General features: G+C 59.9%; 21 protein-coding genes, 1 pseudogene and 1 riboswitch. Of the genes and pseudogenes, 8 read left to right on the forward strand and 14 right to left on the reverse strand.

Annotated elements, in window-relative coordinates; all coding sequences use genetic code 11:
* Nucleotides 1–8 precede the first annotated feature (8 nt).
* From IEX27_RS18420 to IEX27_RS18430, 3 genes are read right to left on the reverse strand one after another with little or no spacing between them, the layout of a single operon-like run.
* The gene (locus IEX27_RS18420) at nucleotides 9–821 is read right to left on the reverse strand and encodes a carbon-nitrogen hydrolase family protein (RefSeq protein WP_188722567.1); all 813 of its coding nucleotides are present in this window, start codon (nucleotides 819–821) and stop codon (nucleotides 9–11) included.
* Nucleotides 821–2,179, reverse strand: coding sequence for a dihydroorotase (locus tag IEX27_RS18425; protein WP_188722568.1), 1,359 nt, complete (start codon nucleotides 2,177–2,179; stop codon nucleotides 821–823). Before IEX27_RS18425 ends, IEX27_RS18420 begins: the two co-directional genes overlap by 1 nt.
* Entirely contained in the window at nucleotides 2,169–4,028 is a 1,860-nt protein-coding gene (locus tag IEX27_RS18430; RefSeq protein ID WP_188722569.1) for an aspartate aminotransferase family protein, read from the reverse strand. The genes IEX27_RS18425 and IEX27_RS18430 overlap by 11 nt, the downstream gene beginning before the upstream one ends.
* Nucleotides 4,029–4,200: 172 nt before the next feature.
* Here IEX27_RS18430 and IEX27_RS18435 point away from each other — a divergent pair.
* Nucleotides 4,201–4,616 (forward strand): annotated as a pseudogene (locus IEX27_RS18435) (DDE-type integrase/transposase/recombinase); the annotation flags it as partial.
* Between the two features lie 157 nt (nucleotides 4,617–4,773).
* Here IEX27_RS18435 and IEX27_RS18440 read toward each other — a convergent pair.
* The 7 genes from IEX27_RS18440 to IEX27_RS18470 form a co-directional block, all read right to left on the reverse strand.
* Nucleotides 4,774–5,796: an SGNH/GDSL hydrolase family protein gene (locus tag IEX27_RS18440; RefSeq protein ID WP_188722570.1), complete on the reverse strand. Its 1,023-nt coding sequence runs from the start codon at nucleotides 5,794–5,796 to the stop codon at nucleotides 4,774–4,776.
* 9 nt (nucleotides 5,797–5,805) lie between these two features.
* Nucleotides 5,806–7,239 carry an MBOAT family O-acyltransferase gene (locus IEX27_RS18445; RefSeq protein WP_188722571.1) on the reverse strand — a complete coding sequence of 478 codons (1,434 nt, stop codon included), beginning with the start codon at nucleotides 7,237–7,239 and terminating at the stop codon, nucleotides 5,806–5,808.
* 68 nt (nucleotides 7,240–7,307) lie between these two features.
* Nucleotides 7,308–7,700 carry a hypothetical protein gene (locus IEX27_RS18450; protein WP_188722572.1) on the reverse strand — a complete coding sequence of 131 codons (393 nt, stop codon included), beginning with the start codon at nucleotides 7,698–7,700 and terminating at the stop codon, nucleotides 7,308–7,310.
* Nucleotides 7,701–7,709: 9 nt separating this feature from the next.
* Nucleotides 7,710–8,102, reverse strand: a complete 393-nt coding sequence (locus IEX27_RS18455) for a hypothetical protein (protein ID WP_188722573.1) — start codon at nucleotides 8,100–8,102, stop codon at nucleotides 7,710–7,712.
* Nucleotides 8,099–8,410, reverse strand: a complete 312-nt coding sequence (locus IEX27_RS18460; protein ID WP_308642630.1) for a YgiT-type zinc finger protein — start codon at nucleotides 8,408–8,410, stop codon at nucleotides 8,099–8,101. Before IEX27_RS18460 ends, IEX27_RS18455 begins: the two co-directional genes overlap by 4 nt.
* Before the next feature lie 90 nt (nucleotides 8,411–8,500).
* Nucleotides 8,501–9,475: an alpha-ketoacid dehydrogenase subunit beta gene (locus IEX27_RS18465; RefSeq protein ID WP_188722575.1), complete on the reverse strand. Its 975-nt coding sequence runs from the start codon at nucleotides 9,473–9,475 to the stop codon at nucleotides 8,501–8,503.
* A 24-nt stretch (nucleotides 9,476–9,499) separates the two neighbouring features.
* Nucleotides 9,500–10,675 (reverse strand): thiamine pyrophosphate-dependent dehydrogenase E1 component subunit alpha, encoded by a 1,176-nt coding sequence (locus IEX27_RS18470; RefSeq protein WP_188722576.1) that lies wholly within the window; start codon nucleotides 10,673–10,675, stop codon nucleotides 9,500–9,502.
* 394 nt (nucleotides 10,676–11,069) lie between these two features.
* On the opposite strand from IEX27_RS18470, the gene IEX27_RS18475 reads away from it, so the two are divergent.
* Both IEX27_RS18475 and IEX27_RS18480 read left to right on the forward strand, forming a co-directional pair.
* Nucleotides 11,070–12,134, forward strand: coding sequence for an AraC family transcriptional regulator (locus IEX27_RS18475; RefSeq protein ID WP_188722577.1), 1,065 nt, complete (start codon nucleotides 11,070–11,072; stop codon nucleotides 12,132–12,134).
* 66 nt (nucleotides 12,135–12,200) lie between these two features.
* Complete coding sequence (locus IEX27_RS18480; RefSeq protein WP_188722578.1) at nucleotides 12,201–12,902, forward strand: IS6 family transposase; 702 nt, start codon at nucleotides 12,201–12,203, stop codon at nucleotides 12,900–12,902.
* Nucleotides 12,903–12,920: 18 nt separating this feature from the next.
* On the opposite strand, the gene IEX27_RS18485 is transcribed toward IEX27_RS18480, so the two are convergent.
* Nucleotides 12,921–13,430: an MFS transporter gene (locus tag IEX27_RS18485; protein ID WP_210315567.1), complete on the reverse strand. Its 510-nt coding sequence runs from the start codon at nucleotides 13,428–13,430 to the stop codon at nucleotides 12,921–12,923.
* Between the two features lie 507 nt (nucleotides 13,431–13,937).
* Nucleotides 13,938–14,140: riboswitch (cobalamin riboswitch) on the forward strand.
* Between the two features lie 103 nt (nucleotides 14,141–14,243).
* On the opposite strand from IEX27_RS18485, the gene IEX27_RS18490 reads away from it, so the two are divergent.
* Genes IEX27_RS18490 through IEX27_RS18510 form a run of 5 tightly spaced genes read left to right on the forward strand, consistent with a single transcriptional unit; the run spans nucleotide 14,244 to nucleotide 20,048 of the window.
* Entirely contained in the window at nucleotides 14,244–15,065 is an 822-nt protein-coding gene (locus IEX27_RS18490; RefSeq protein ID WP_244630447.1) for a (2Fe-2S) ferredoxin domain-containing protein, read from the forward strand.
* Nucleotide 15,066: 1 nt separating this feature from the next.
* The gene (locus tag IEX27_RS18495; protein WP_188722579.1) at nucleotides 15,067–16,599 is read left to right on the forward strand and encodes an ABC transporter substrate-binding protein; all 1,533 of its coding nucleotides are present in this window, start codon (nucleotides 15,067–15,069) and stop codon (nucleotides 16,597–16,599) included.
* A 3-nt stretch (nucleotides 16,600–16,602) separates the two neighbouring features.
* Nucleotides 16,603–17,565: a nickel ABC transporter permease gene (gene nikB / locus IEX27_RS18500; protein ID WP_210315568.1), complete on the forward strand. Its 963-nt coding sequence runs from the start codon at nucleotides 16,603–16,605 to the stop codon at nucleotides 17,563–17,565.
* Nucleotides 17,558–19,294 (forward strand): dipeptide/oligopeptide/nickel ABC transporter permease/ATP-binding protein, encoded by a 1,737-nt coding sequence (locus tag IEX27_RS18505; RefSeq protein WP_188722580.1) that lies wholly within the window; start codon nucleotides 17,558–17,560, stop codon nucleotides 19,292–19,294. The genes nikB and IEX27_RS18505 overlap by 8 nt, the downstream gene beginning before the upstream one ends.
* Nucleotide 19,295: 1 nt before the next feature.
* On the forward strand, nucleotides 19,296–20,048 hold the full coding sequence (locus tag IEX27_RS18510; RefSeq protein WP_188722581.1) for an ABC transporter ATP-binding protein: 753 nt from the start codon (nucleotides 19,296–19,298) through the stop codon (nucleotides 20,046–20,048).
* 126 nt (nucleotides 20,049–20,174) lie between these two features.
* Here the strand turns inward: IEX27_RS18510 and cobF are convergent, their stop codons facing one another.
* Genes cobF through IEX27_RS18525 form a run of 3 tightly spaced genes read right to left on the reverse strand, consistent with a single transcriptional unit; the run spans nucleotide 20,175 to nucleotide 22,768 of the window.
* A complete protein-coding gene (cobF, locus tag IEX27_RS18515) occupies nucleotides 20,175–20,969 on the reverse strand; it encodes a precorrin-6A synthase (deacetylating) (RefSeq protein WP_188722582.1) in 795 nt (264 codons plus the stop codon).
* Nucleotides 20,970–20,972: 3 nt separating this feature from the next.
* The gene (gene cobT / locus IEX27_RS18520) at nucleotides 20,973–21,983 is read right to left on the reverse strand and encodes a nicotinate-nucleotide--dimethylbenzimidazole phosphoribosyltransferase (RefSeq protein WP_188722583.1); all 1,011 of its coding nucleotides are present in this window, start codon (nucleotides 21,981–21,983) and stop codon (nucleotides 20,973–20,975) included.
* A gap of 14 nt (nucleotides 21,984–21,997) precedes the next feature.
* Nucleotides 21,998–22,768 (reverse strand): adenosylcobinamide-GDP ribazoletransferase, encoded by a 771-nt coding sequence (locus tag IEX27_RS18525; RefSeq protein ID WP_188722584.1) that lies wholly within the window; start codon nucleotides 22,766–22,768, stop codon nucleotides 21,998–22,000.

The raw sequence follows: 22,768 nt of genomic DNA on the forward strand, positions 1-22,768 counted from the left end.
GGGTTCCATTAAGCGTCGGTCTGGCGGGTAATTGCGCCGTAGAGTTCAGGCCGGCGATCCCGCCGGTTCGGATAGCTGATCCGAGCCTCTCGGACGGCACTGCGATCAATGTCAGCTATGAGCAGGGCCTCGTTCTTCATATCGGCAGAGGCGAGCAGCTTGCCCGTTGGGTCTGAGATCATGCTGCCGCCCGGGAAATACCAGTCGCGCTCCTGACCAACCTTGTTGGCCGCGAGCAGGAAGCAGCCGTTCTCGAAAGCGCGGGTGCGAAGGATTTCCTGAAACATGTTCTGGCGTGAGGTTGCGTATGGTGCGATCAACAGCTCGGCACCATTTACCGCAAGGCAGCGTGCAGTTTCCGGGAAACCCATGTCGTAACAGATGCCAATTCCGACGCACCAGTCAGAGAACTTGTAAGTGTCGAAGCGTGAGCCACTCCGGAAGTAAATCTTCTCCAGGCTCTTCACTGCTGCGGGGTGCACTTTCCGGTACTTGAAATGGATCTCGCCATCGGTACCCACGTGCATCGCAGTGTCGTAGCAGAGGCCTAGCTCTACCTCTTCATAGATCGTTGCGATCACCGCTATCCCGTTACGAACCGCAGCTTCCCGAATGGCAGTCATCGTGAACCCTGTGTCCGTTTCTGCCCAGGCGTTATACTTAGGATCACGGTATTGAGCGAAGAATATGGTGTTAAAGAACTCCGGAAGAACGACGAGCTCTGCACCCTGCTGCGCCGCCTGTTGAATATAGTCGCATGCCTTCCGGACATTTGCGGCAATATCATCGCCGCTATTCATCTGTACCGCTGCTACTCTCATTATAGACCTGCTGCTTTGCGTTCAGGTTTGACGAAGGTGCCACGATGACCTTCAGCGACTTTGCCTTCCGAGAAGATCAACTGACCGCGAAGGTAGGTAGCGGCGACATGTCCAGCGGTGCGACGCCCATGATAGGGGCTCCATTTTTCAGCCGAGACCATCCGTGAAGCATCGAAGATGCCGTCTCCCTTGCGCAGGATCGCGAAATCCGCGTCTGCTCCGACTCTGATGGATCCCTTGCGGCCTTCGAATGCGAAATGACGTGCCACGTTGATACCGCAGACCTGGGCGATGATGGTGGGCGAGAGATCGCGCTGGACAAGCTCTGTGTAGAGGATCGGAAGAAGTGCCTCGAGACCAGGCACACCCGAACTGTTCTTGAACATGTCGGGATCGCTCTTGCGGGATAGCGGCCAGGCGACATGGTCGGTCGAGATGATTTCAATTTCCCCTTCAGCCAGAGCCTCCCACAAAGCCAGCCGCTGTTCCTCCGAACGAAGCGGCGGCGTCTGCTTCATTGAGGACCCCTCCCGCACGACATCATCTTCATTGAAGATCAGGTATTGCAGGCATGTCTCTGCACTGACGCGACCTCCCAGGGCGCGATAGCGGTCGATCATGTCAAAACCTTCGATGATCGAGCTATGCACGATATGAGTGCGGGCTCCTGTACGAAGTCCAAGCTCCAGCACCTGCGCGTTGGCAACCATCTCTGCGATGGGGGGGCGGGTCAAGGCATGCGTTTCCGGGCCAGTCCGCCCCTCCGCAAGTACTGCAGCGGTCAGGCTGGTGACGATCTCTTGGTCTTCGTTGTGAAACGCGATCGGGATGTCGAGCGGCGCAGCCTCGGTGAACACCTGATACATTTCACCCATGGTCGAACGCGGAAAGCGCGTTGGATGATACTCGTAGGTGGACAGTTTGACGGCGCACGCACCAGCCTCGACGAGTTGCGTTATCGCGTTTGCGCGGCCGCCCTTCGGCGCAGTGACATAGAGCGCAACATCGACAAAGGCGTGTTCGCCAATGCGTTCGATCTTGGAACTGAAGGCATCCAGATTGTCGACCGGTAAAGGATTATCGAATGGCATATCGACTATCGTCGTCACACCGCCGGCGGCGGCAGCCCGTGTTGCGTCAGCGAGGCCTGCAACGCCGTCAATACTGCCCGCATGAACCTGCGCATCGATGAGACCGGGGAAAATCAGATCGCCGGTGTAGTCATACACAGGCGCATCCCCTTCCGGGATCCCGCGCCCGATGGCTGCGATGGTTCCATCCTTTATGCCGATATATCCGTCCGTAACTATTTCATGGGTAAGGACGATGTCCCCCCGAAGTACCGCATTAAATGCCATGGTCTGTTCCCCTTTTTTCACCATCGGCAGAAATACTTGGCGCAACGGCTTGCGGCGCAACCTGGTCCAGTGCTGCGAAAGACGCTTCCGCGAACACCTCTACAATCCTGTCGATCTCCTCGTCTGAGACGATGAACGGAGGTGCAAGCAGCACGTGATCGCCTGTCTGACCGTCAAGGGTTCCGCCCATCGCGTAGACGAGAAGCCCCCTGTCCATAGCCTCCCGCTTTATGAGCGCGTTGAGCTTCATTGTGTGCGGGAACGGCTCCTTGGTTGCAGCGTCTGCAACGAACTCGACAGCGAGAAACAGACCTTCTCCCCGGATGTCTCCGACATGGGGGGAGTTGCCGAGGCGTACGCGCAATCCATCCATGAGCCGTTTTCCGGCATCCCTGACGCGCGTGAGCATCTCGGGCGTGGAGATCTTGGACAGAACCACCTCAGCGGCTGCACAGGTGACGGGATGGGCCTGGTATGTATGGCCATGCATGAAGGAGCCCGTGCCGTTGAAGACGGGTTTCACCACGTCCTCTGCGAGCAGCATAGCAGCAATGGGCTGGTATCCGGAGGCAAGACCCTTGGCAATACAGACGATATCCGGGCGCACACCGACATGCTCGAACGCGAACAGACTGCCGAGACGGCCCATACCGCACATGACTTCATCAAACACCAGGAGGACGCCGTAGCGATCACAGATCTCGCGGATACGAGGGAAATATGTAGCAGGCGCAGCGACAGCCCCTAGCGTGGCCCCGACCACCGGCTCTACGATGAAGGAAGCGACCGTTTCGCTCCCAAGCTCCAGAATCTTGGCTTCCAGCTGGTCGGCCATGCGGATGCCATAGGCATCAAGGCTCTCACCTTTTACCTGTCCCCGATAGGCGTAGCACGCATCGATGTGGTGCATATCGAGCAGTAGTGGGCTGTAGAGACCGCGGCGGAGCTTGTTGCCACCAGCCGATAGCGCGCCGAGTGTATTGCCATGATAGCTCTGCCATCTTCCGATGACGTGGCGGCGCTCCGGTTCACCCTTTTCAACGAAGTGCTGCCGCACAAACTTGATGGCAGCCTCTACAGCCTCAGATCCGCTCGATGTGAAGAAGACATGTGAGAACGGCTCACCAGCCTTTTCGACGAGCGACTGGGCGAGCCGCTCCGCGGGCTCGCTACTGAAGAACGAAGTGTGAGTATAGGACAAGCGAGACATCTGATCGGCAACCGCTTGGGCGACTGCCGGGTCGTTGTGCCCAAGAGCAGAAACTGCTGCTCCAGAACAGGCATCGAGATATTCTTTGCCTTCACTATCAATCAACCAGGCGCCACGGCCAGCCACAGCTACCGGCGCAGGCCGATTCATCTGTCTGTGCAGTACAAAGCTCACGAAATCCCCCAATTCCCTCTCTCGAAACCCATTACGCCACATAAAATCCGAATATGCAACAAATGAATCATTCATTCTTGTATGGAACATTCGTTTCATCCCGATCTCCCAGAAGCGCGCCGCGACCGTGAAACTCACTGGGTAAGCTCGTAGTCGGCGGCGGGATAATCGAGTTGATGGGATGGGATCGGCATACATTGGCTCCCCGATCGGGAAGCGGACTGCCGGTCCAGTTTGCTGCCCCAGCCTCACACGTGCCTTTCCGGTCGGGGCAAGCAGCAGGATATTGCGGCCGACGATCGTCTCTTGATCGAGAAAAATCTTCAGCAACGTTGTTTTACCTGTCCCGGCTAGACCGGAAATCTTCAACTGCTCGATGATATCAAGCGCAATAAACTTCTCGTGCTGAGCGGCTTGCTCATGCGCGTCTTCCTCCACAGGAACGCCGAACGTGCCATTGACCAAGCTCGACGCATCGATGCTGGTTGGGGCTGTGGCCTTGAGCCGTGCTGGACATGAGAGGCGATGAGGTCGCGGGACTGATCATAGCGACCAAGCTGAGCAAAGAGCTCGCCTTCTCAGTCGAGAAGAGTAATCACACCATCGATGGTGACAGTCCGGCAAAGGGGCTGTCGCGGCCGTTGATCAGGACGGATAAAGCTGGACGAGATCGTCCAAAGCCGGCGCGACACTAAGGCGACCAAGCGTTTGCTGACCCGGCTGATGAAGGAGCATGGCTCGGTGCCCAAACGCATTATCACCGACAAGCTGCCCTCATACGGAGCAGCGCGACGCCAGGCTATGCCGAGGGTTGAGCACCGGGCTCACAAGGGCCTCAACAACCAGCCTGAGGATTCGGATCTCCCACTGTGGGAACGGGAGAGAATGATGCAGGGCCTTCGGTCGGTAGGGGGCCTGCAGCGGTTCACCTCCGTCTTCTCAGCTTGTAGACATCTGTTAGTGCCACCCAAACACAAGTCTGCGCTCGCCACCCGCCCGCACCGTCTGCAAACCATGGCGAAATGGAAAGCCGCAGCGGGCGTGCTCGCCTGAAAACCAGCCAAGCCTGACATATTGCGGCCTCTTTAGGTTAACGTGACATCACCGTTCTCAGAGGCAATCAACACTTAGTCCACCGGTTGAAGCGCTCGGGCGCTGCGCAATGCATTTAGAGGCAACCTACACACTCCATTGCAAGCCCTTCGCAAAACTATCGTGGCCATGCTGCTCTATCGCAGCTTTGCGCGCCCTCCCACTCTGTTGCCCGCAGAACGTCTGCAAGCGCACCGCTCACATAAGCTTCCGCACCGGTGCGGTTGAGGTGGTCCGTGTCGTAGTAATTCTCATCGCCTTGCAGAAGACCCGTATGGTCGATCACGCAGATCCCCCTCGCTACCACGACCTGCCGGATCTGCTTCATTACGGCCTCGTGCGACTGCGGCAGCCGAGAAGTGTAGCGCGGCGGCGCCGGCATCAGAAGAATGGCAAATTCACTGCCCGCCTGCTGGGATGCATCCGCCATTTCTCCAAGCCGCTCTACATAACCTTCCATCAGTTCTACCGGAGCATCCGGAAAGAGGTAGGCGACGCGCTGGTCATCGATCCGATCATTGGCGCGATAGGTCCGGTCGAACTTGGTCAGCTCAGCCTCTGAGCGGTCCACACCCGGATTGAGGATCCGGTTCACCTTGTCGAAGCCCAACAAATAACCCGGCAGGTTCCGCCATGCGGCAGGCTCCGCGAGCATGGCCTCAATGATGGCGCCATCGAGCGGTGCGCGTGCGTAAAGATCGCTGTCATTCAGCCGCTCTTCATTCCACTGCCCGGATAGGAAGGCAAATGTATCGAGCGCGTAGACAATCGTGCGCGGATCGGTCTTGCGCAGCAATGCATCAAGCAACAAAGCATTGGGTACAACGCCGCCACCTTCAATGGCAAGAACCATGACATCTCGCCCAGAACGCTCCTTAAGCAACGTGTCAATTCCTTCAAAGCCGAGAGGCATGGCGTGTGAAGCGCCAAGAATGACGACGTCAGCTTCACCGGGCGCGGCCGTTGCGATCTGAAAGAACGGATTGCGTTCGCCTGTTGCGCGTACGCGCACCTCGGCGATTGCTAACAATGCAAGATAGAGTGCTAGGCCAATCAGGGTGAAGACCAGAGCAGTCTTCCAGAACGGCCGTGCTCTTTCGATTTCTGTCGCTGCCTCTGGCAATGCTGTATTGTAAGCCATCGCGTCGCCTCAGAATTGCATGTAGACGAATTCGGCTGCGCCCCAATGTCCGGTCACCACGAGCAGCGCCAGACCGGTATAGTAGACGGACCAACGCGCTGCACGCGGCCAGGCTGGCAACCAGGTCTCGACCGGACGGCGTTCCTGCAGCCATTCCACCAGGCAAAGCGCAACGATCAAGCAAAGCGAATACCAGAACGCAGGCGTGTAGTTGTACCCTGCAAGCAAGCTCGGCATCTGCGGCAGCGCACCCCAGATACGCTGGTATACGGCCAATGCCGTGGCAACATCCTCAGCCCGGAAGAACACCCACGTCACAAGGACCAGATGGAAGGTGAGCAGCACCGAAAGAACCGCAAAGAGACGCGCAGGCATCACCGCGGATATCTTCGTGATGACCGGACGGCACGAAAGCCAGACAACCTGCCACAGGCCGTTGAGGAGACCCCAGATCAGGAAGGTCAGGGCCGCGCCATGCCAAAGGCCGCTGAGCCCGAAGACGATCATCAGGTTCAGATACTGCCGCAGCTTGCCCGCGCGGCTTCCGCCAAGCGGGATGTAGAGATAGTCGCGGAACCAGCGTGATAGCGAAATATGCCAGCGCGACGACCAGAACTCTCCGACATTTCGCGACATGTAGGGACGCAGGAAGTTTGCCCTGAACTGGAAGCCGAGAATGGCCGCCATGCCGATCGCCATGTCGGAATAGCCGGAGAAGTCGCAGTAGATCTGAAAGGCGTAGAAATAGACGGCGATCAGAACTGTAACCGCCGATTGGAATGCCGGCATCGAAAAGCCGGCATCGACGAAGCTGACCAGCCCGTCGGCAATGACCACCTTCTTGATCAGCCCCCAGAGCAGGAACTGCAGCCCGAGCACCACCCGCGCTTCGGAAAACGTACCCCCCGCCTTGAGTTGCGGCAGCAGATCCGGCGCCCGCTCTATCGGTCCGGCGATCAGCTTGGGAAAGAACGCAACGAAAAGCGCCAGATGGCCGAGATGCCGCTCCGCCTTCTGCGTTCCGCGCCAGACATCCACGATATAGCTTATGCAGGAGAACACATAGAAGGACAGACCAACAGGCAGCAGCCACTCCATGCGTGGAAGCGCGAACGCTTCATTGGCGGCTACCACGGGGCGCAGCAACGGCTCGGCCGTTTCCAGCAGGAAGTCGGCATATTTGAACAGGATCAGCACCGCGAGTTGCGCAACGACGCCAAGCACCAGCCAGATCCTGCGGCGCTCTCGCTCGAGGGCTAACCCGACACCCCATGCCACCAGGGTCGTATAGGCAAGCAGCAGCAGGTAGAGCGGGTTGAAGGTCGAGTAGAGCCACACGCTGGCCAAAAGCAACATCCACCAGCGGTGGCGCTGCGGCAGCATGTAGTGAACCAGCGTGATCGCGCCGAAGAGCGCAAGGAAGTTCAGCGAATTGGGCAGCATGTTCCCGCCAATGTGTCAGCTCTCTTCAAGTTGCCGGAACGGGATCGGACCGTCCCGGCGTCCCCACGTCAGTAAGAGGTCCACGTCTCCAGCAGCGCCGGCGGCAGGTCCGGCGGCGGCAGGTCGCCGTTGAAATTCTCCGCCAGGTAGAGACGAAGGTTCTCGATCTGCTCGGGTGGAACCTGCGTTACGCGCCCGTTTTCCACATGCCGTGTCAGTAAGCCGCGCCATCCATTCTCGTCGAAGGACTGCATGACGATGGGCACGAAGGTGTGGCATGTGGTGCAGTCGTTCAGGAGCACCTGGCGCGCGGCAAGGCAGTTGTCCTGCGAGACCGTCTCGCCTGAGCAGCGGAACACCTCGTCAAGGTCAAGCTGCTGGGCGCTTGCTCCAGTTGCCGTGGAGCCGGCCCCGAGGGCCAGCCCCAGAAGCACGGGAGGGAGCATTCGCAAGCGTATCATCCTCGCCTCCTACGCTGGTTGATTGGTGCTGAGCGCTTCAAGAGCAGGCGGGAGTGACGGAACAGGTTCCGTCTCGTTGTAGTGGGAGCGCAGGAAATCACCCAGCATCTTGAACTCGTCCTCGGACATATGCAGCACCCTCTCGCGATGTGCCGTCAGAAGCGAGTTCCAGGCGTCCTCGGACTTCTGCGCCTTCACGATGGGAACGAAGGTGTGGCACGAAGTGCAGTTGTTCAGCAGGATATTGCGCGATTCGACGCATTCTTCCGGCGTCTGTATGCCGAGCGGCCCGTCGGCGGCGCAATTGAATACTTCTTCGATATTCAGGTCCTGTGCAGCGGCGGGCTGGCTCACCGCGAAAGGAATGAGCGCGGCGACAAGGATGGCGAGTTTGCTTCTCATTCGGCAACCTCGCTTGTCGTCTTCGTTGAGAGGAACGCATGAAGATCGAACACCGGAACCACCAGTTCCCTTACGGCTAGGCGGTCGGGGAAACCGGTTGCGACGAGCGTGCGGATGGCGCTTTCGACATCCGGCTGGAAGGCTTGCGTCTCGCAGGAGTCGCAGAGAAAGACCGGCACGTTTTCGATAATCTTGAGTTCAGCGCCGAGCCACATGGGCAGTTGGCTCACATCAGCGCGCATGGCTTGCCCGCAACTGGGGCAATTATGTTGTCCGCTGTCTTTGAATTCTCGTGTCATTATGTTCATTCGATTTCTGGATAGCTGGAGCACGGCGATGTGCGGGAAGGTGGAGTGGGACGCGCGGATTCCCCCGCGTCCCGGGGTTGCCTGATAGGGTCAGGCAACCATGTGCTTTGCAGCCTCGACGATCTTGGGCGCATCGGGCGTCATCCACGCGATCATCTCGCGCGCACCGGGGGGCGGTGCGTCCGGGAAGGTTGACCGGGCGAATTTTGCCCCAGGCACCGCGATCGCCACGCGGGCGATAATCTCTGCGGCCGTACCCAGCGTCTCGTGGCCGTGATCGACAACGAGCAGCCTGTTGGTCTTGCGCACAGACTCGATGATCGGGTCGATCGGCATCGGCTTGACGGTACGCGGATCGATCACTTCGGCGCTGATGCCGGCCTCTTCAAGGCCTGGAAGAGCGCGTTTGATCTCAACTGCTGCGGGTCCATAACCGACGATGGTAAGGTCGGTCCCTTCCTGCCGGATCGCTGCCTCGCCGATCGGAACGACGTAGTTGTCGTCCGGAACATCGGTCGGATTGCCGTCGATTGCCGGATAGTGGAAGATGATGACGGGATCGTTCTCCTGCAGCGCCGCAGCGAGTAGCCCCTTCGCATCATACGGGTTGGAAGGCACCACCACCTTGATCCCCGGAATGGAGGCATAGAGCGCCTCCTGTCCGGCATCAGCGTGCTGGCCCGCCATGCCGGGGTTGCGCCCGGCCGCATCCTGCCAGATCACCAGCGGCATGTTGACCTGACCGCCGGTCATGTGGCGCAGTTTGCCGACCTGGTTGAACACCAGTTCGAAGCACCGCGTCACGCACATGGAAGGCACGCGCGCAATCGCACGGACGCCGGTCATTGCAATGCCGGCAGCACCGCCCACATGCCATTCCTCATCAATCGGGCCCCAATCGGGAATTCGCAGATCGCCGAATTCCTTGTAGAGATCGATCACGTTACCCAGTGGACCCGCCGCGACAGGACGCTGATACTCATAGAGCATCGTCATGTGCGGATCATTGCGCATGCCGTGCTGAAGGGCTTCGAGCATCGCGAAGTTGCTTGGCTTGTTTACCATCTCACATTCTCCCTAAAGCTCTGGTCACACGATGAACTGCGACGGGGACACGGACGAGCCGGCAAAGACGTGCTGTAGTCCTGCCTGTGCGTCTGGCGCCGCGGAGTTGCGTGCAAACTCGATCGATTCCGTTACTTCCTTGCGGACTTCCGCTTCGATCTCGTCGGCTTTTTCCTCTGTGAGAATGCTGTTCGCGACCAGCTGGCGGCGCAGCTTCGGGATCGGATCCTCGGCAATCCATGCCCTTACCTCGGCGTCGGAGCGATAGGGCAGACCGAAGGCACCCATCACCCCTGGCTTTGCGCCCGCCAGACCGGAATGGTCGTAGTAGCGGTAGGTCTTGGCTTCGATCAGTGTCGGCAGGCTTTCATTACGGGCGCGCTCCACGGCACGCTTGGCGACCGCATAGACTGCCATCACGTCCATGCCGTTGACCGACTCGTGTGCAATGTCCAGGCCAGCGCCAAACTGATGCAGGTTGATCAGACTGTTGGTGCGCTGCTGCGGCATCGACATCTGGTAGCCGTTATTTTCGACAACGGCGATCATGGGCAGCTTGTAGAGCGCTGCGTTGCGCAGGCCCGAATAGTACCAGCCGTTATTGACCGATCCGTCACCGCCGAACGCGACCGCAACCTGTTTGGTGCCGCGCACCTTGGCCGAATAGGCTGCCCCGGCTGCAAAGAGATACTGTGGTCCAATAATGCCATTCATGCCCAGGATGCCCTTGGACACGTCGGTGATGTGCATCGAGCCGCCGAAGCCCTTGTTATAGCCCGAATCCTTGAAGAACAGTTCGGCAGACATCTTGGACAGGTCGCCGCCCTTCGCAATCAGGTGACTGTGTCCGCGGTGGTTCGAGGCGATGTAGTCGTCCTCGTTGAGCGCAGCCATAACACCGGCTGAGCATGCTTCCTCGCCGATGGAGATGTGAAAAGCGCCGTAAAGACCGTCTTTGCCGGCGAGGAAAGCCTCCTTCATTTCCTCTTCCCACCAGCGTGACCGCAGCATCGTGCGGTACATCCACAGGGCGCGTTCGTCGGGCACACCTTCCAGGCCGATTGTCCAGCCGTTACCCGCCATGGCAACCCGTGCGGAACTGACCACTGCAGTAGCGGTAGCGGCTACGCCGGCAAACTGCAGGAAACTGCGCCTGCTCACTCCCTTTTTCTCGGGACCGGTTTCATTGAATTCTGGCATTACTTCCCTCCTAGAAGACACCATTATCATTCACATGAGGGACCCCTCATGCGTCCGGTCGGATGCATCGTGCTGTTGAACAAGCATGCGTGCTGAAGAGCTGGCGCATACCAGCCTTCGCGGCGACGTCTCCTCTCGCGCCCAATGCTTCCTCCCAATCCAGCCCGCAAGCGCGCTGGCAGAACACCTAAAAGCCCTGATTTGTCGGGCTTTTCCTCCGGTGCAAGGGCTCTCTCACCTGCCCTTACCAAGGATGTTAAGTCCGAAGTTAAGTTTTAGATATGTTGCAAGATGCCAAAAATTTGCTTTGATACGTCATCTGTGACGAGGGAGGAGTTCATTGGCCACGTCCCGGTTAGAGGAACTGCTGCTACCTGACGGAAGTCTGCGAATAATGATCGCGACTTTGGAGAGGGAGGGCTTTGATCCTCTTCCGGCGATCCAGGCTGCAGGCGTTGATCCTCATTCCCAAACCCTGCATCGTCGGATCGCGCCGAAACAGGAGCGTGCTTTTCAAAGAGCCTTCATCCGCATCACCGGCTATCGACCGGATCTTTGGCTGCGCATGGGCAAGGATTATTCATTGGCCACATTCGGCCAGTTTGCGCTGATCCTGATGACGGCGCCCACGCTGCGAGCGCTATTGTGCAGCCCATATCTGGAACGGCTTGGGTTCCATGGCTTGCGTGTGCTGCCGATTATCATCAACAACAGGCTTATTGGCGTCCAGTTTGACGTGTCGGGTGTTGAGCCAGACCTGTGCGAATTTGCTGTCCTGGTCTCCGTCGGGTGCATCCTGCGCCTTTATCCTGAATTGGCGAATGAAGATTTCAAGTTCAACTTGATCTGCCTCCCGAACGACGATCCGGAAGGCAAGCTGCGTGCGACTACCGGTGTTCCGATCAGCCTCAATGCCAGCAGCACTATGGTTCTGTGGCCGGAAGAACAAAGTGAATGGCCCTTGCGAAATGCCAATCCCGTTCTGTTCCATGGCTATACCAACGCGCTAAGCTCCATGATCAGCAATCCGCGTACCAACGGCGACTTCAAGCTTCGCGTCAACGAAGCGATCTCGCGCAATCTTCACGAGCCTACCCTTCTGGAAATCGTCGCAGCTTCGATGAGGATGTCGCCGCGAACGCTTCAGCGTAAGCTCTCCCAGGCGGGCTTGAAATTTCGCGAGCTGGTCGACGAGAGGCGGCGCGAGGCCGCCATTCGATGCCTGGCAGCCAACGACATACCGCTGATGGAGATCGGTTGGTCGTTGGGCTACGCCGATCTATCGAGCTTTACCCACGCGTTCCAGCGTTGGACGGGAAGCACTCCAAGCCATTTCCGACGGCAGTTGCGGGCATTCAACCCCCAAGCTAGCAAAGTAGAAGCTGGTTTGAACGGAAGCTCCCCGATGACAAACGGCCATCGAGACGGGCAAGCGGACGCATCACCCGCTTCGCAATGAGACTCTGCTGGAGGGGGGATGTCACGGTAACCTATGGTCAGAGGGTTCTGCCCTAAGAGCTGTGGCATGACACAACTCATCAGCTACAAGCGCCACCGATTTCCGCCCCAGATCATTGCCCATGCAGTTTGGTTGTACTTCCGATTTCCACTGAGCCTCCGACTTGTCGAGGAGATGCTGCTCGAGCGTGGAATCGTGGTCTCGTACGAGACGATCCGGCGCTGGGGTAAAAAGTTTGGACCGGCCTATGCCCGGCGGCTCCGCCGCAAGCAGCGAAGTCCTCATGACGTCTGGCATCTGGATGAAGTGGTTATCAGCATCGCTGGCAAGAAGCACTGGTTGTGGCGTGCCGTTGATCAGGACGGATACGTGCTTGACGAGATCGTCCAGAGCCGACGCGACACCAAGGCGGCCAAGCGTTTGCTGACCCGACTGATGAAGAAGCAAGGCTCCGTGCCCAAACGCATTATCACCGATAAGCTGTCCTCATACGGAGCAGCCCGACGCCAAGTCATGCCGACGGTCGAGCATCGGTCCCACAAGGGCCTCAACAACAGGGCTGAGAATTCCCACCGCCCACTGAGAAAACGGGAGAGAATGATGCAGGGCTTTCGGTCGGTGGGAAGCCTGCAGCGGTTCACCTCCGTTTTCTCGGCTGTTAGAAATCTGTTCGTGCCACCCAACTCACACAAGTCCGCCCGCGCCACCCACCTTCACCGTCTGCAAACCATGGCGGAATGGAAAGCCGCAGCGGGCGTGCTCGCCTGAAAGCCTGCCACGCAAACCCTACTGCGGCCTCTTCTGGCTAACGTGACATCCCCGTCCAGTCCCCAGATATCCTGCAAAGGTATGGATGGAAAAGGCTCGACCCATTTTATCCTGCGGAATCCCGCGCGCGAGTAGCGCGTAGTTGGCGGGGTGGTAAACACCATTGGCAATACCGGCAAGCGCCATGGCAACGACAAGCATGCCGAACGCTGGGTGAACCGCAAGTATTAGGAAACTGCCACTGCCTAGAGCCAACCCCAACATCAATAAACGCATGGCTCCATATCGATCTACAGCATAACCCAGAGGTGCTTGCACTACAGCCGATGCAATATTGAATACGCCTATTGCCATGCCGAGATCGACATAGCTGATTCCCATAACTGCCGGCAGCAGCGGCAAAAGTGCCGGGATTGTCATGATGTGGAAATGGCTGACCAGATGGGCACTGGAAATCTGTGCCAGAAGTCCCCGTCGTGCAACTGTCATGTCAGCTTTTGACGTTTCTGGCTCCGCGATCGCATTCATCTGGTCTCAATGCAGCACTCTATCCAACTAAGCTACGGGTGCATTGCTTTGAAGCATTGAGCCTCAGGCTGCGCCGCACTTCATAACCGAACGCCGCCAAGGGTTCAATGCGGAAAGCGGGATTTCTCCAGCGGCAGAAATCACAGGTGCGAATCCTGTCGGTGCGCATGGGGAAGTTTGGTGGGAAGTGGCATGGTATGGTGGCGATGTGCGCGAGTGATACGCCGACGTAGCGCGCGATAACTTATTCAAAATTGACGAGCTTCTGCCTCAGTCCCCTCATTCACCCAGACGTGGCGTAGCCAATCGCAAACGTGGGATATTGAAGATGGCCTCTCGGTTCTAAGTGCCTGCCCCACGAGCAGAAGAAATCTGCACAAAGGCATTAATCCCGGTCGCAATTAGCGACATCGACGTGGCGTTCATGAGCTGCTCGCCCGCCGATCCCATCGGTCGTCAGCGAAAACATCGTACATGGCCATGGATTGACACTGGCGCGAATGCGGATAGATTGCGCCCGATCAAGGTTCTTCCACGCCGGTTCTGCCGGAGTGGAAGCTAAGAGGGAATCCGGTGAGAAACCGGAGCTGACCCGCAACTGTAAGCGGCGAGTTTCTACGCCATCGACGTCACTGGCATCTATGCCGGGAAGACAGGCGAAGCAGCGACGACCCGTGAGCCAGGAGACCTGCCTGACTGCATAGAGTTCCGTGGTCGGGGTATGCCACAGGAGCGCGTGTCTGCGCGGCCGCCTTCTGCACATCTGCGCGACCCGTCTTCCAATTCCCGACCGCATCAGGTTGGAGGTTTCTTTTGGAAGACATTGTTTCGGACTCCATTCCAGTTTCAGATGCGACTGCAACCGGGCGCGCCGTGATGCTCGTCGCCAAGTCCGCGTTTTCAGCCGCACCCCATGCCGAAATGCGCCGTATCGCCGAGATGGCGGAGAGGCTGCCCGGCGTCGCCATTGCCGTGGCCTGTTATTCCGAGCAGGGCCAGCCCTCCTTGCGCGATGCGCTCCTGTCGCTGCGCGATGGTTCGCATGAAGCGATCCTTGTCGTCCCCCTGGTGCTTCCGCTGGAGCCAAGTTTCCTCAATTGGATCACGCGCTCGCTGAAACGCTGGCAATCCAAATATCCGGGCGGATGGCCGCCGATCCGCATCGCTCGCGATATCGCACGGAGCATTCATTTCGAAGCGGCGCTGGGAGCGCTGATCGACGGTGCAGCAGAAGAGCCGGCAATCCTCGCAGATGAAAATGCGAAGCTTGAAGGCTCGCTGGTTCCGCCACAGAAGCGGCGCGTGCTGGTCTGCGAGGGAGGGGCCTGCAATGCGGCAGGCGCCGACGCCCTTTGGGGACACCTGCGCAACCTTCAGGTCGACCGCAAGCTGCGCGTAACAGGTGACGGGACCATGACGGCGAAGGCCACATGCCTCGGCCCCTGCAATCTCGCGCCGGTTTTTCAGGTCTTTCCGGAAGGCACCTATTACGGCGGTGTCACGGAAGAAGCCATCGACCGCATCGTCGAGGAACACCTGCTCGGCGGTCACATCGTCCAGGAATTCGCCTACGAACCCACGGGCCGTAAGCAGCGCTTGCGTCCGACGCAGAACCATCCATCAACAGGAGAGTGAAATGAACTATTTCTCGCGGACGGCGCTTGCCGCGCTGGTAACCGCATGGCCGACATTTGCCGTGCCAGCCTTTGCGCAGGAAGCCGCGTCGGTGGAAGAGCAGGTGCTGCGGCTTGTCACCGTCAACATGCCGCGCTCGCTCGATCCGATCAATATCGATGCCCAGCGCATCATTAATAACGGCTATGCGGAACCGCTCGTATATGCCAGCCTCGACGGCGCAAACCTCATTCCGGCGCTTGCGAAAAGCTGGGAACTCGTGGAACCGACGCTCTGGCGGATCGAATTGCAGCCGAGCGCGACGTTTTGGAGCGGCGCGCCGGTGGATGCGGCCGCCGTGCAGGCTTCGTTCGAGCGGCATCAGGAGAAGAACGCCCGTGCAGCCTCCATCTTGCGGGGCGCAACCTTCAAGGCCGTCGGGCTTACAACGCTCGAAATCCGTACCGAAAAGCCCGATCCCGCCTTCCTGTTCAAGACGGTGACGATCGCCATCCACAATGCCGCGCGCGCCGATGAAATCGGTGACCGCTATGCGATGGAGGCCGACCTTTCCGGCTATTTCAAGCCGACGGAATTCATTCCCGGCGAGCTTGTGGTGGCTGAACCATTCGAAGGTTACTGGGGCGAGCAGCCCAAGCTGCAACGTCTCGAAGCGCGCTTCGTGGTCGATCCGCAGACGCGCTATCTCGCCATGCAGTCCGGCGAGGCCGACATGGACGCCAACGTCCAGTTCGAGCAGCGCCGTGCCTATATCCGCAGCAAGGATTACACCTTCCCTGAAGTCAACAAGACCAACTGGAACATCTGGATGAACTATCGCCATCCGCTGCTTCAGGATGTGAAGCTGCGGGAAGCGTTGAGCCTCGGCACCGACCGCAACGAGATCGTCGATGGCGTGATGGCTCCCTTCGCGGTGCATTCGACCGGCCATTTTCCGGCTGGCCTGCCCTATGCCATCGAGGAAAGCCAGGTGACGGACCCGGAACGCGCGAAGGCGCTGCTGGATGAACTCGGCTGGAAGCCGGGCGCGGACGGCATCCGCGAACGCGACGGCAAGAAGCTGGAATTCACCGTGCTGACCTATGGCTGGTGGCAGACCGTGGCGATCGCGCTGGAAGCGCAATGGCGCAAGATCGGCGTTGCCACCACGCTGCGTGTGGTGGAGCCGACCGCCTCGAACCAGATCATGCTCGATGGCGATTTCGATATCGCCACCTACTGTTCCTGCGGTACCCCGACCGGTGACCTGAGTGGCCAGCTCACCAGCTTCTACCATTCGGAGGCGGTGCAGAACTGGCAGCGTTATGCAAATCCGGACGTGGATGCGCTGATCGAGAAGCTGAGCACCGAAGCTGATACCGAGACGCGCTTTGCGCTGGCCAAGGAGATCCAGCAGAAGGTCATGGCCGATTACGCTCTGATCTATGTTGGAAACACGGAACTCATCGGTATCGCGCATGCCGCACGGATTGCGGGAGTGAATCCCGAGCGGGCGCGCGATATCACGCCTTCCATGTATATCGCGGCGGAGTAAGACGTGCTCGCCTATGCACTTAGACGCGCATTTGCGGGGCTTTCGGTCTTGCTCGGGATAACCGTGGTCGTCTTTTTGATACTGCGGTTTATCCCGGGCGACCCGGCCACGGCAGTGTTGCTCACCATGGTTGAACCCGGCCTCGATTCGGCGCAGATCACGCAGCGCGACATCGCTGACGTGCGCGACCAGATGGGCCTGAACGACCCGCTGCCGCAGCAATACGCGACGTGGCTGGGGCGAGTCTTGACGGGAAATCTCGGAACCTCGCTGCGCAGTCGCCAGCCCATAGCCGATGAGCTGGCGACTCGCATTCCGGCCACGCTGAAACTTGGCGGTGCCGCACTTCTGGTGATGTTCCTCATCGCCATTCCAAGCGGAATTCTCGGCGGGCTTTATGCGGGACGCAGCACGGATCATGTGAGCCGGGTGCTGAGCCTCGTCGGTGAATCGATGCCGAGCTTCTTTCTCGGTGTCCTTCTCATCTATCTTTTCGCGATCAAGCTGGGCTGGCTCCCGGCGATGGGCGGCCGGCGACCCGAGAGCATCATCCTGCCGGCAATCACCCTCGGCGTCGGTATCGCGGCAGCAACCTCGCGGCTCTTGCGCGCCAGCCTGTTGGATACGCTGTCGCAACCCTATATGCTGATGGCGGAAGCCAAGGGAATGAAGCGCAGCACGCTGCTGTTCCGCTATGCTCTGCGGCCTGCACTGATCCCGGTCCTCACCTCAGCCTCGCTGGTTGCCGGTGGGCTTCTGGGCGGTGCGGCTGTGGTGGAGACGGTCTTCGCCTGGCCGGGCGTCGGGCGCTATATGATCGAAGCCATCAGTGGCCGTGACTATCCGGTGATCCAGGGCTTTACCCTCCTGATGGCCATGCTGTTCGTCATCATCAATTTCGTGGTGGACATCCTCTACCGTTTCCTGGACCCGCGGGTCCGTGTCGAGGAGCGCGGCAATGTCTGATCGTGTTCTGCGCCGCTTCAGCGGCAGCCTGCGGCGTGATCCGGTGGGCATCCTTCTGCTCGCCATCGTTATCATCATCGCTGCGGCGGTGATGGCGGCTCCGCTCATATCGTCATTGAGCCCCGTTGCAACGGACTTCAAGCAGGTCCTGTTGCCGCCCAATGCGGTGAACTGGCTTGGCACCGACGATTTCGGACGCGACGTCTTCATCCGGCTTCTCTATGGCGGGCGGACCTCGCTGATGGTTGCGGCCATCGCCGTGGTGATCGTCATGTCGATCGGCGTCACCGTGGGCGTGGTGGCGGGCTATTTCGGCGGTGTCGTCGACCTCGTGGTGACCAAGGTCATCGACGTGCTTCTGGCATTTCCCCGTCTGGTGCTGGCAATTGCCGTCGCGGCGCTGATGGGCGGCGGCATGGTACCGTTGGTCATCGCCATCTCGGTCGTCGCCTGGCCAGCCTATGCCCGCATCATTCGCGGTTTCACGTTGCAGGTCTCGCAGGAAGGCTATGTCTCGGCCGCCCGGTGCCTCGGCACGCCGACCTGGCGGATATTGACCGGTCATATAGCGCTTAACCTCATCGGGCCGATCCTTGTGCTTGCCATGCTCGATATCGGCAATCTGATCCTCGCCGTGTCCGCGCTCTCCTTCCTCGGGCTGGGGGTCCCGCCGCCTGCGCCCGAGTGGGGCGCGATGCTGAACGAAGGACGCGGCAGCATGGAAATCGCGCCCTGGCTGGTGCTGGCACCGGGGCTGGCGATCTTCGTCGTGGTGCTGGCCGCCAACTACTTCGGCGACATCGTGCGTGACAGCGTCGAGGGGCGTCCGGTGCATGGTCCGCGCAACTGGCTGCGATTACCATCGCGAAAAAGGTATAAATCAGTTGCTGTTGCCTCGGGCAATAGCGCCGCAAGTCCGGCGTCTGCGCTCGACCTGCAAGGTCTCTGCATCGAGGTGACCGACCGTCGCTCGCCCTTTTTTGGCAAGCGCATCCTGAACGATGTCAGTCTCAATGTGGGCCGTGGAGAGAGCGTGGGGCTGATCGGCGAAAGCGGCTCGGGCAAAAGCACGCTTGCAGCGCTGGCGCTTGGCCTGACGCGGCCGCCGCTTGCCTTGACGGCAGGCCGTGCACGCCTGTTCGGCCAGGACGCCGCACAATGGTCGTGGGACGACTGGCAGCAGGTGCGCGGCCGCACGGTTTCGCTGGTCAACCAGGATCCGCTGTCGGCGCTCAATCCCGTCTTGCGCGTGGGCGATCAGATACGCGAGGTCATGCTGACCCATCTCGATATGCCGCGCGCTGCGGTGGAGGACCGGCTTCGCGAGGTGCTGGACGAGGTTCATCTGCCCGAACGCGTCATCCGCCAGTTTCCGCACGAACTCAGCGGCGGCATGCGGCAGCGCGCGGTCATCGCCATGGCGATCGTCAACAAGCCGGCACTGCTGATCGCCGACGAGCCGACCACGGCACTCGATGTCTCGACCCAGATCCGCATCCTCGATTTGTTGCGCGATCTTCAGGATCGCTATGGGTTGGCGCTGCTGTTCGTCTCCCATGACCTGCGGGTCGTTGCCCGGGTCGCGGACCGGGTCGTCATCATGCGTAGCGGGGAGGTTGTCGAAAGCGGGCCGACCGCGAAGGTCTTTACCGCGGCTACGCATCCTTACACGCGCGAGCTTGTGACTGCGATGCCGGGACGGCGGCTGCAAACCGTAAAGGCTGCTTGATATGCTGTCAGTGGAAGGCCTCTCAAAGCACTACAAGGACCATCAGGTTCTCACCGACGTTTCGTTCGGCGTCGGCAAGAGCGAAATCGTCGGTCTCGTCGGCCAGTCCGGTTCGGGCAAGAGCACGATCGCCAAATGCCTGCTCGGGCTGGAGCGCCCGGGCGGCGGTCGCATGCTGTGGCACGGCCACTCCTTGGGCGAGCGGGCAGTGCGGCGGCGCGCACGCCACGACATGCAGGCGGTTTTTCAGGACCCACGCTCAAGCCTCAATCCGCGCTGGACGATCCGCCAATTGTTATCTGAGCCGCTGGACAACTGGTTCCCGCGGGAAGGTGCAGCCGAGCGCCGGAAACGTCTCGTTCGGCTGCTCGATCGCGTCGCGTTGACGGCGGAGTTGCTCGACCGCCACCCCTATGAACTCAGCACCGGCCAGTGCCAGCGCGTCTGCATCGCCCGCGCGCTTGCGCCGGAGCCTGAACTTCTCGTTCTGGACGAACCGCTCTCGGCGCTCGACGTGTCGGTTCAGGCAAGGTTGATCGAACTGCTGCTCGATCTCCACCGCACGTCCGGCATCAGCTATCTCTTGATCACGCATGATTTCGCCGTCGTGTCGGATATCTGCCAGCGGATCGTGGTATTGGATCAAGGGCGTGTGGTCGAGGAAGGCGTGGTCGAGACGGTTCTCACATCGCCGTCGCACGCCTATACGCTGGCCCTGTTGCGCGACGTTCTGCCGATGCCGTTTGGCGTGTGATGAGAGCATTTCATAGTCAAATGGAATCATTTGACGGCCATGAAAATGCGTTAAAACAAAAGGTTAGAGCATTGGACTGAAAAGTGTAAGCGGTTTTCGGATTATTCCGATGCTCATTCAAAGGTGTTAGGGCATCCTTTGTGCCTCCGGGACGCGCGGCGCTCTATGGCGGCGCAGCAGGTAGATATCCATGATCCAGCCGTGGCGCGCGCGGGCTTGCTGACGCTTGGTGACAATCGCGCTCGTCATACGGTCGAGGGGTCCGGCGAGGGTGATTTCATTCTCCATGCCGAGATAAGCACCCCACCAGATGTCATAATGGGTGGCGTCCTTCAGCGTCGTGAAACTGCACTCGCCATCCAGCATGACGAGAGCCGTGTCGACCCCGACGGGAAAGCCGCCCTCGCGCAGGCGCCGGCCCGTCGTGACCACGAAGGGCGCGCCTATGTCATTGAGTGGAATGGCGTGACTCGCGGCCAGCGCCTGCACGCTTGTGATGCCGGGAATTACCTTGGTCTCGAACGGGAAATCGAACTTCGCCGCGGCGTTGTCGAGGATGCGCAGCGTGCTGTCGTAAAGTGCGGGATCGCCCCAGACGAGAAGGCCGATGACGGCATCTTCGCCTTCGTTCGACAGAAGATTGCAGTAGATATCGGCGATTCCCTCGTGCCAGTCGGTGACCCGCTTGCCATAGGTCGGCTCATGCGGATCGCGTGCCGGTAGATCGAACTCGACCAGCCGTGTCGCAGAATTGCTGATGAAGCGTCGGCAGATCTCACGGCGAAGCTCGGCCAGATCCGCCTTGCTTTCGCCTTTACGCGGAATGAACACAGCATCGAGCCGGTTTAACGCATCGATCGCCTGCACGGTCATGTGCTGTGGGTTGCCGGTTCCGATCCCGATAACGACGACGCGGCGCATGGCTCAACCCTCCGCGATACCGGCTTCGGTGAAGGTTGCCATGCCGGAATGGCAGGCAATGGCGCCGCGCAGGATATCGACGGCAAGGCATGCACCGGAAGCTTCGCCGAGCCGCATGCCGAGATCGAGCAGCGGGCGTTGGCCGAGACAATCCACCAGCTTGCGATGACCGGCTTCCGCCGAGACGTGACCTGTCATTGCATGCGCGAGGCCACCTTGTGCAAGACGCGCAAGCACGGCTGCGGCGGCAGTGCACACGAAGCCATCGAGCATCAGGGGTATTCGCCTTTTGCGGGAGGCGAGCGCCGCGCCGAACATGGCGGCGAGCTCTCGTCCGCCGACACGTCGCAACGCTTCAAGCGGATCGGCAAGCGCCTTGGCATGATGCGCAAGCGCTCTATCGACCACTTCCACCTTGCGGGAAAAACCGGCATCGTCCACGCCGGTCCCGCGTCCCACCCAGTCACGCGCGGTGCCGCCGAAGAGTGCAGCCGCCAGCGCAGCCGCGGCGGTCGTGTTGCCGATGCCCATTTCTCCCAGGCAGACAAGGTCCGCCTCGTCCTGCACTGAATTGATGCCGGCATTGACCGCTTCGAGAAGTTCATCCGCCGTCATGGCGGGAGCTTGGGTGAAGTCAGCCGTCGGTTTTTCGATCTCGAGCGATTTGACCACCAGCTTCGCGCCGGTCTGCCGGGCGAGCTGGTTGATCGCCGCTCCACCTCGCGCGAAGTTCTGCACCATCTGCGCTGTGACTTCAGCCGGGAACGCCGAGACACCTTGCGCCGTCACGCCGTGCGAGCCTGCGAAGACCAGCACATGAACCCTGTCCAGCCTCGGTATGGCGCGGCCTTGCCAGCGTGCCAGCCAGATAGCGATTTCCTCCAGTCGCCCAAGACTACCCAGCGGTTTCGTCAAGATACTCTGGCGGGCGGCAGCGGCGGTTGCGCTGGTGTCGTTGCCTTCCGGTAGAACAAGGCAGGCCATGCGCAACTCATCAATCGTGCGGAAGGTCATGGTTACTTGCTCCATCATGCGAGGAAAATGCAGGCGATAAAAAGAATGACAATTTCTCCGCCTTGTTCGAGCGTGCCGAGGACATCGCCCGTATGCCCGCCGATCTGCCGCAGGCAGAGCGCGCGCAAGGCCATGAACCAGATTGCCAGACAGGCCATTGCAGTAATGGCGGCACTCGGTCCGAGCACAAGAAGGGAAACAAGCCCGATGCCGAGCGATAGGAGGGCGGGCCATGCCTTCGCATCTCCCAGCTTGGCGGAGAGCCCGGTGGTGCGGGCAGCGGGAACGACATGCATGAAAAGGGCCATCGGCGCGCGCGCAGCCATATGCGCGGCGAGAATGGCGAGGATGGCGGATGATATCGACACTGTCGCCAATGCCGTGATCGCAGCCCAACGCGCCAGCAGCGAGAGGGTGAGGCCGCACATTCCGAACGTTCCGATGCGGCTGTCGCGCATGATTTCCAGCTTGCGTTCGGCCGTGTTGCCGCCGCCGAACCCATCGCAGACATCGCCCAGGCCATCCTCGTGAAAACAGCCCGTCGCCAGCAGCATCGAGGCGAGCGATAGGGCAGCGGCAAGTTCAGCGGGCGGGCCGGCCAGATGGCCGAACCACAAGAACGTTCCGCCGATGCCACCTGCCACGAGGCCTGCCAGCGGTGCGGCCCATTGCGCGGCGGCGAAGTCGTCCGGCAGCGGTACGGCGCGGGGTATTGGCACGCGCGTATAGAACCCGATGCAGGCGACGAGGTCGGCAAGCCAGCGCTGATGAAGGACGCCGTTCAA

The sequence above is a fragment of the Nitratireductor aestuarii genome (assembly GCF_014641695.1).
GTDB classification, from domain to species: Bacteria; Pseudomonadota; Alphaproteobacteria; order Rhizobiales; family Rhizobiaceae; genus Chelativorans; species Chelativorans aestuarii.

Excerpts from the sequence above, each read along its gene's own strand:
- IEX27_RS18420 (WP_188722567.1), bottom strand. The coding sequence starts at position 821 with ATGAGAGTAGCAGCGGTACAGATGAATAGCGGCGATGATATTGCCGCA.
- IEX27_RS18425 (WP_188722568.1), bottom strand. The coding sequence starts at position 2,179 with ATGGCATTTAATGCGGTACTTCGGGGGGACATCGTCCTTACCCATGAA.
- IEX27_RS18440 (WP_188722570.1), bottom strand. The coding sequence starts at position 5,796 with ATGGCTTACAATACAGCATTGCCAGAGGCAGCGACAGAAATCGAAAGA.
- IEX27_RS18445 (WP_188722571.1), bottom strand. The coding sequence starts at position 7,239 with ATGCTGCCCAATTCGCTGAACTTCCTTGCGCTCTTCGGCGCGATCACG.
- IEX27_RS18450 (WP_188722572.1), bottom strand. The coding sequence starts at position 7,700 with ATGATACGCTTGCGAATGCTCCCTCCCGTGCTTCTGGGGCTGGCCCTC.
- IEX27_RS18455 (WP_188722573.1), bottom strand. The coding sequence starts at position 8,102 with ATGAGAAGCAAACTCGCCATCCTTGTCGCCGCGCTCATTCCTTTCGCG.
- IEX27_RS18460 (WP_308642630.1), bottom strand. The coding sequence starts at position 8,410 with ATGAACATAATGACACGAGAATTCAAAGACAGCGGACAACATAATTGC.
- IEX27_RS18465 (WP_188722575.1), bottom strand. The coding sequence starts at position 9,475 with ATGGTAAACAAGCCAAGCAACTTCGCGATGCTCGAAGCCCTTCAGCAC.
- IEX27_RS18470 (WP_188722576.1), bottom strand. The coding sequence starts at position 10,675 with ATGCCAGAATTCAATGAAACCGGTCCCGAGAAAAAGGGAGTGAGCAGG.
- IEX27_RS18475 (WP_188722577.1), top strand. The coding sequence starts at position 11,070 with ATGATCGCGACTTTGGAGAGGGAGGGCTTTGATCCTCTTCCGGCGATC.
- IEX27_RS18480 (WP_188722578.1), top strand. The coding sequence starts at position 12,201 with ATGACACAACTCATCAGCTACAAGCGCCACCGATTTCCGCCCCAGATC.
- IEX27_RS18485 (WP_210315567.1), bottom strand. The coding sequence starts at position 13,430 with ATGAATGCGATCGCGGAGCCAGAAACGTCAAAAGCTGACATGACAGTT.
- IEX27_RS18495 (WP_188722579.1), top strand. The coding sequence starts at position 15,067 with ATGAACTATTTCTCGCGGACGGCGCTTGCCGCGCTGGTAACCGCATGG.
- IEX27_RS18505 (WP_188722580.1), top strand. The coding sequence starts at position 17,558 with ATGTCTGATCGTGTTCTGCGCCGCTTCAGCGGCAGCCTGCGGCGTGAT.
- IEX27_RS18510 (WP_188722581.1), top strand. The coding sequence starts at position 19,296 with ATGCTGTCAGTGGAAGGCCTCTCAAAGCACTACAAGGACCATCAGGTT.
- cobF (WP_188722582.1), bottom strand. The coding sequence starts at position 20,969 with ATGCGCCGCGTCGTCGTTATCGGGATCGGAACCGGCAACCCACAGCAC.
- cobT (WP_188722583.1), bottom strand. The coding sequence starts at position 21,983 with ATGACCTTCCGCACGATTGATGAGTTGCGCATGGCCTGCCTTGTTCTA.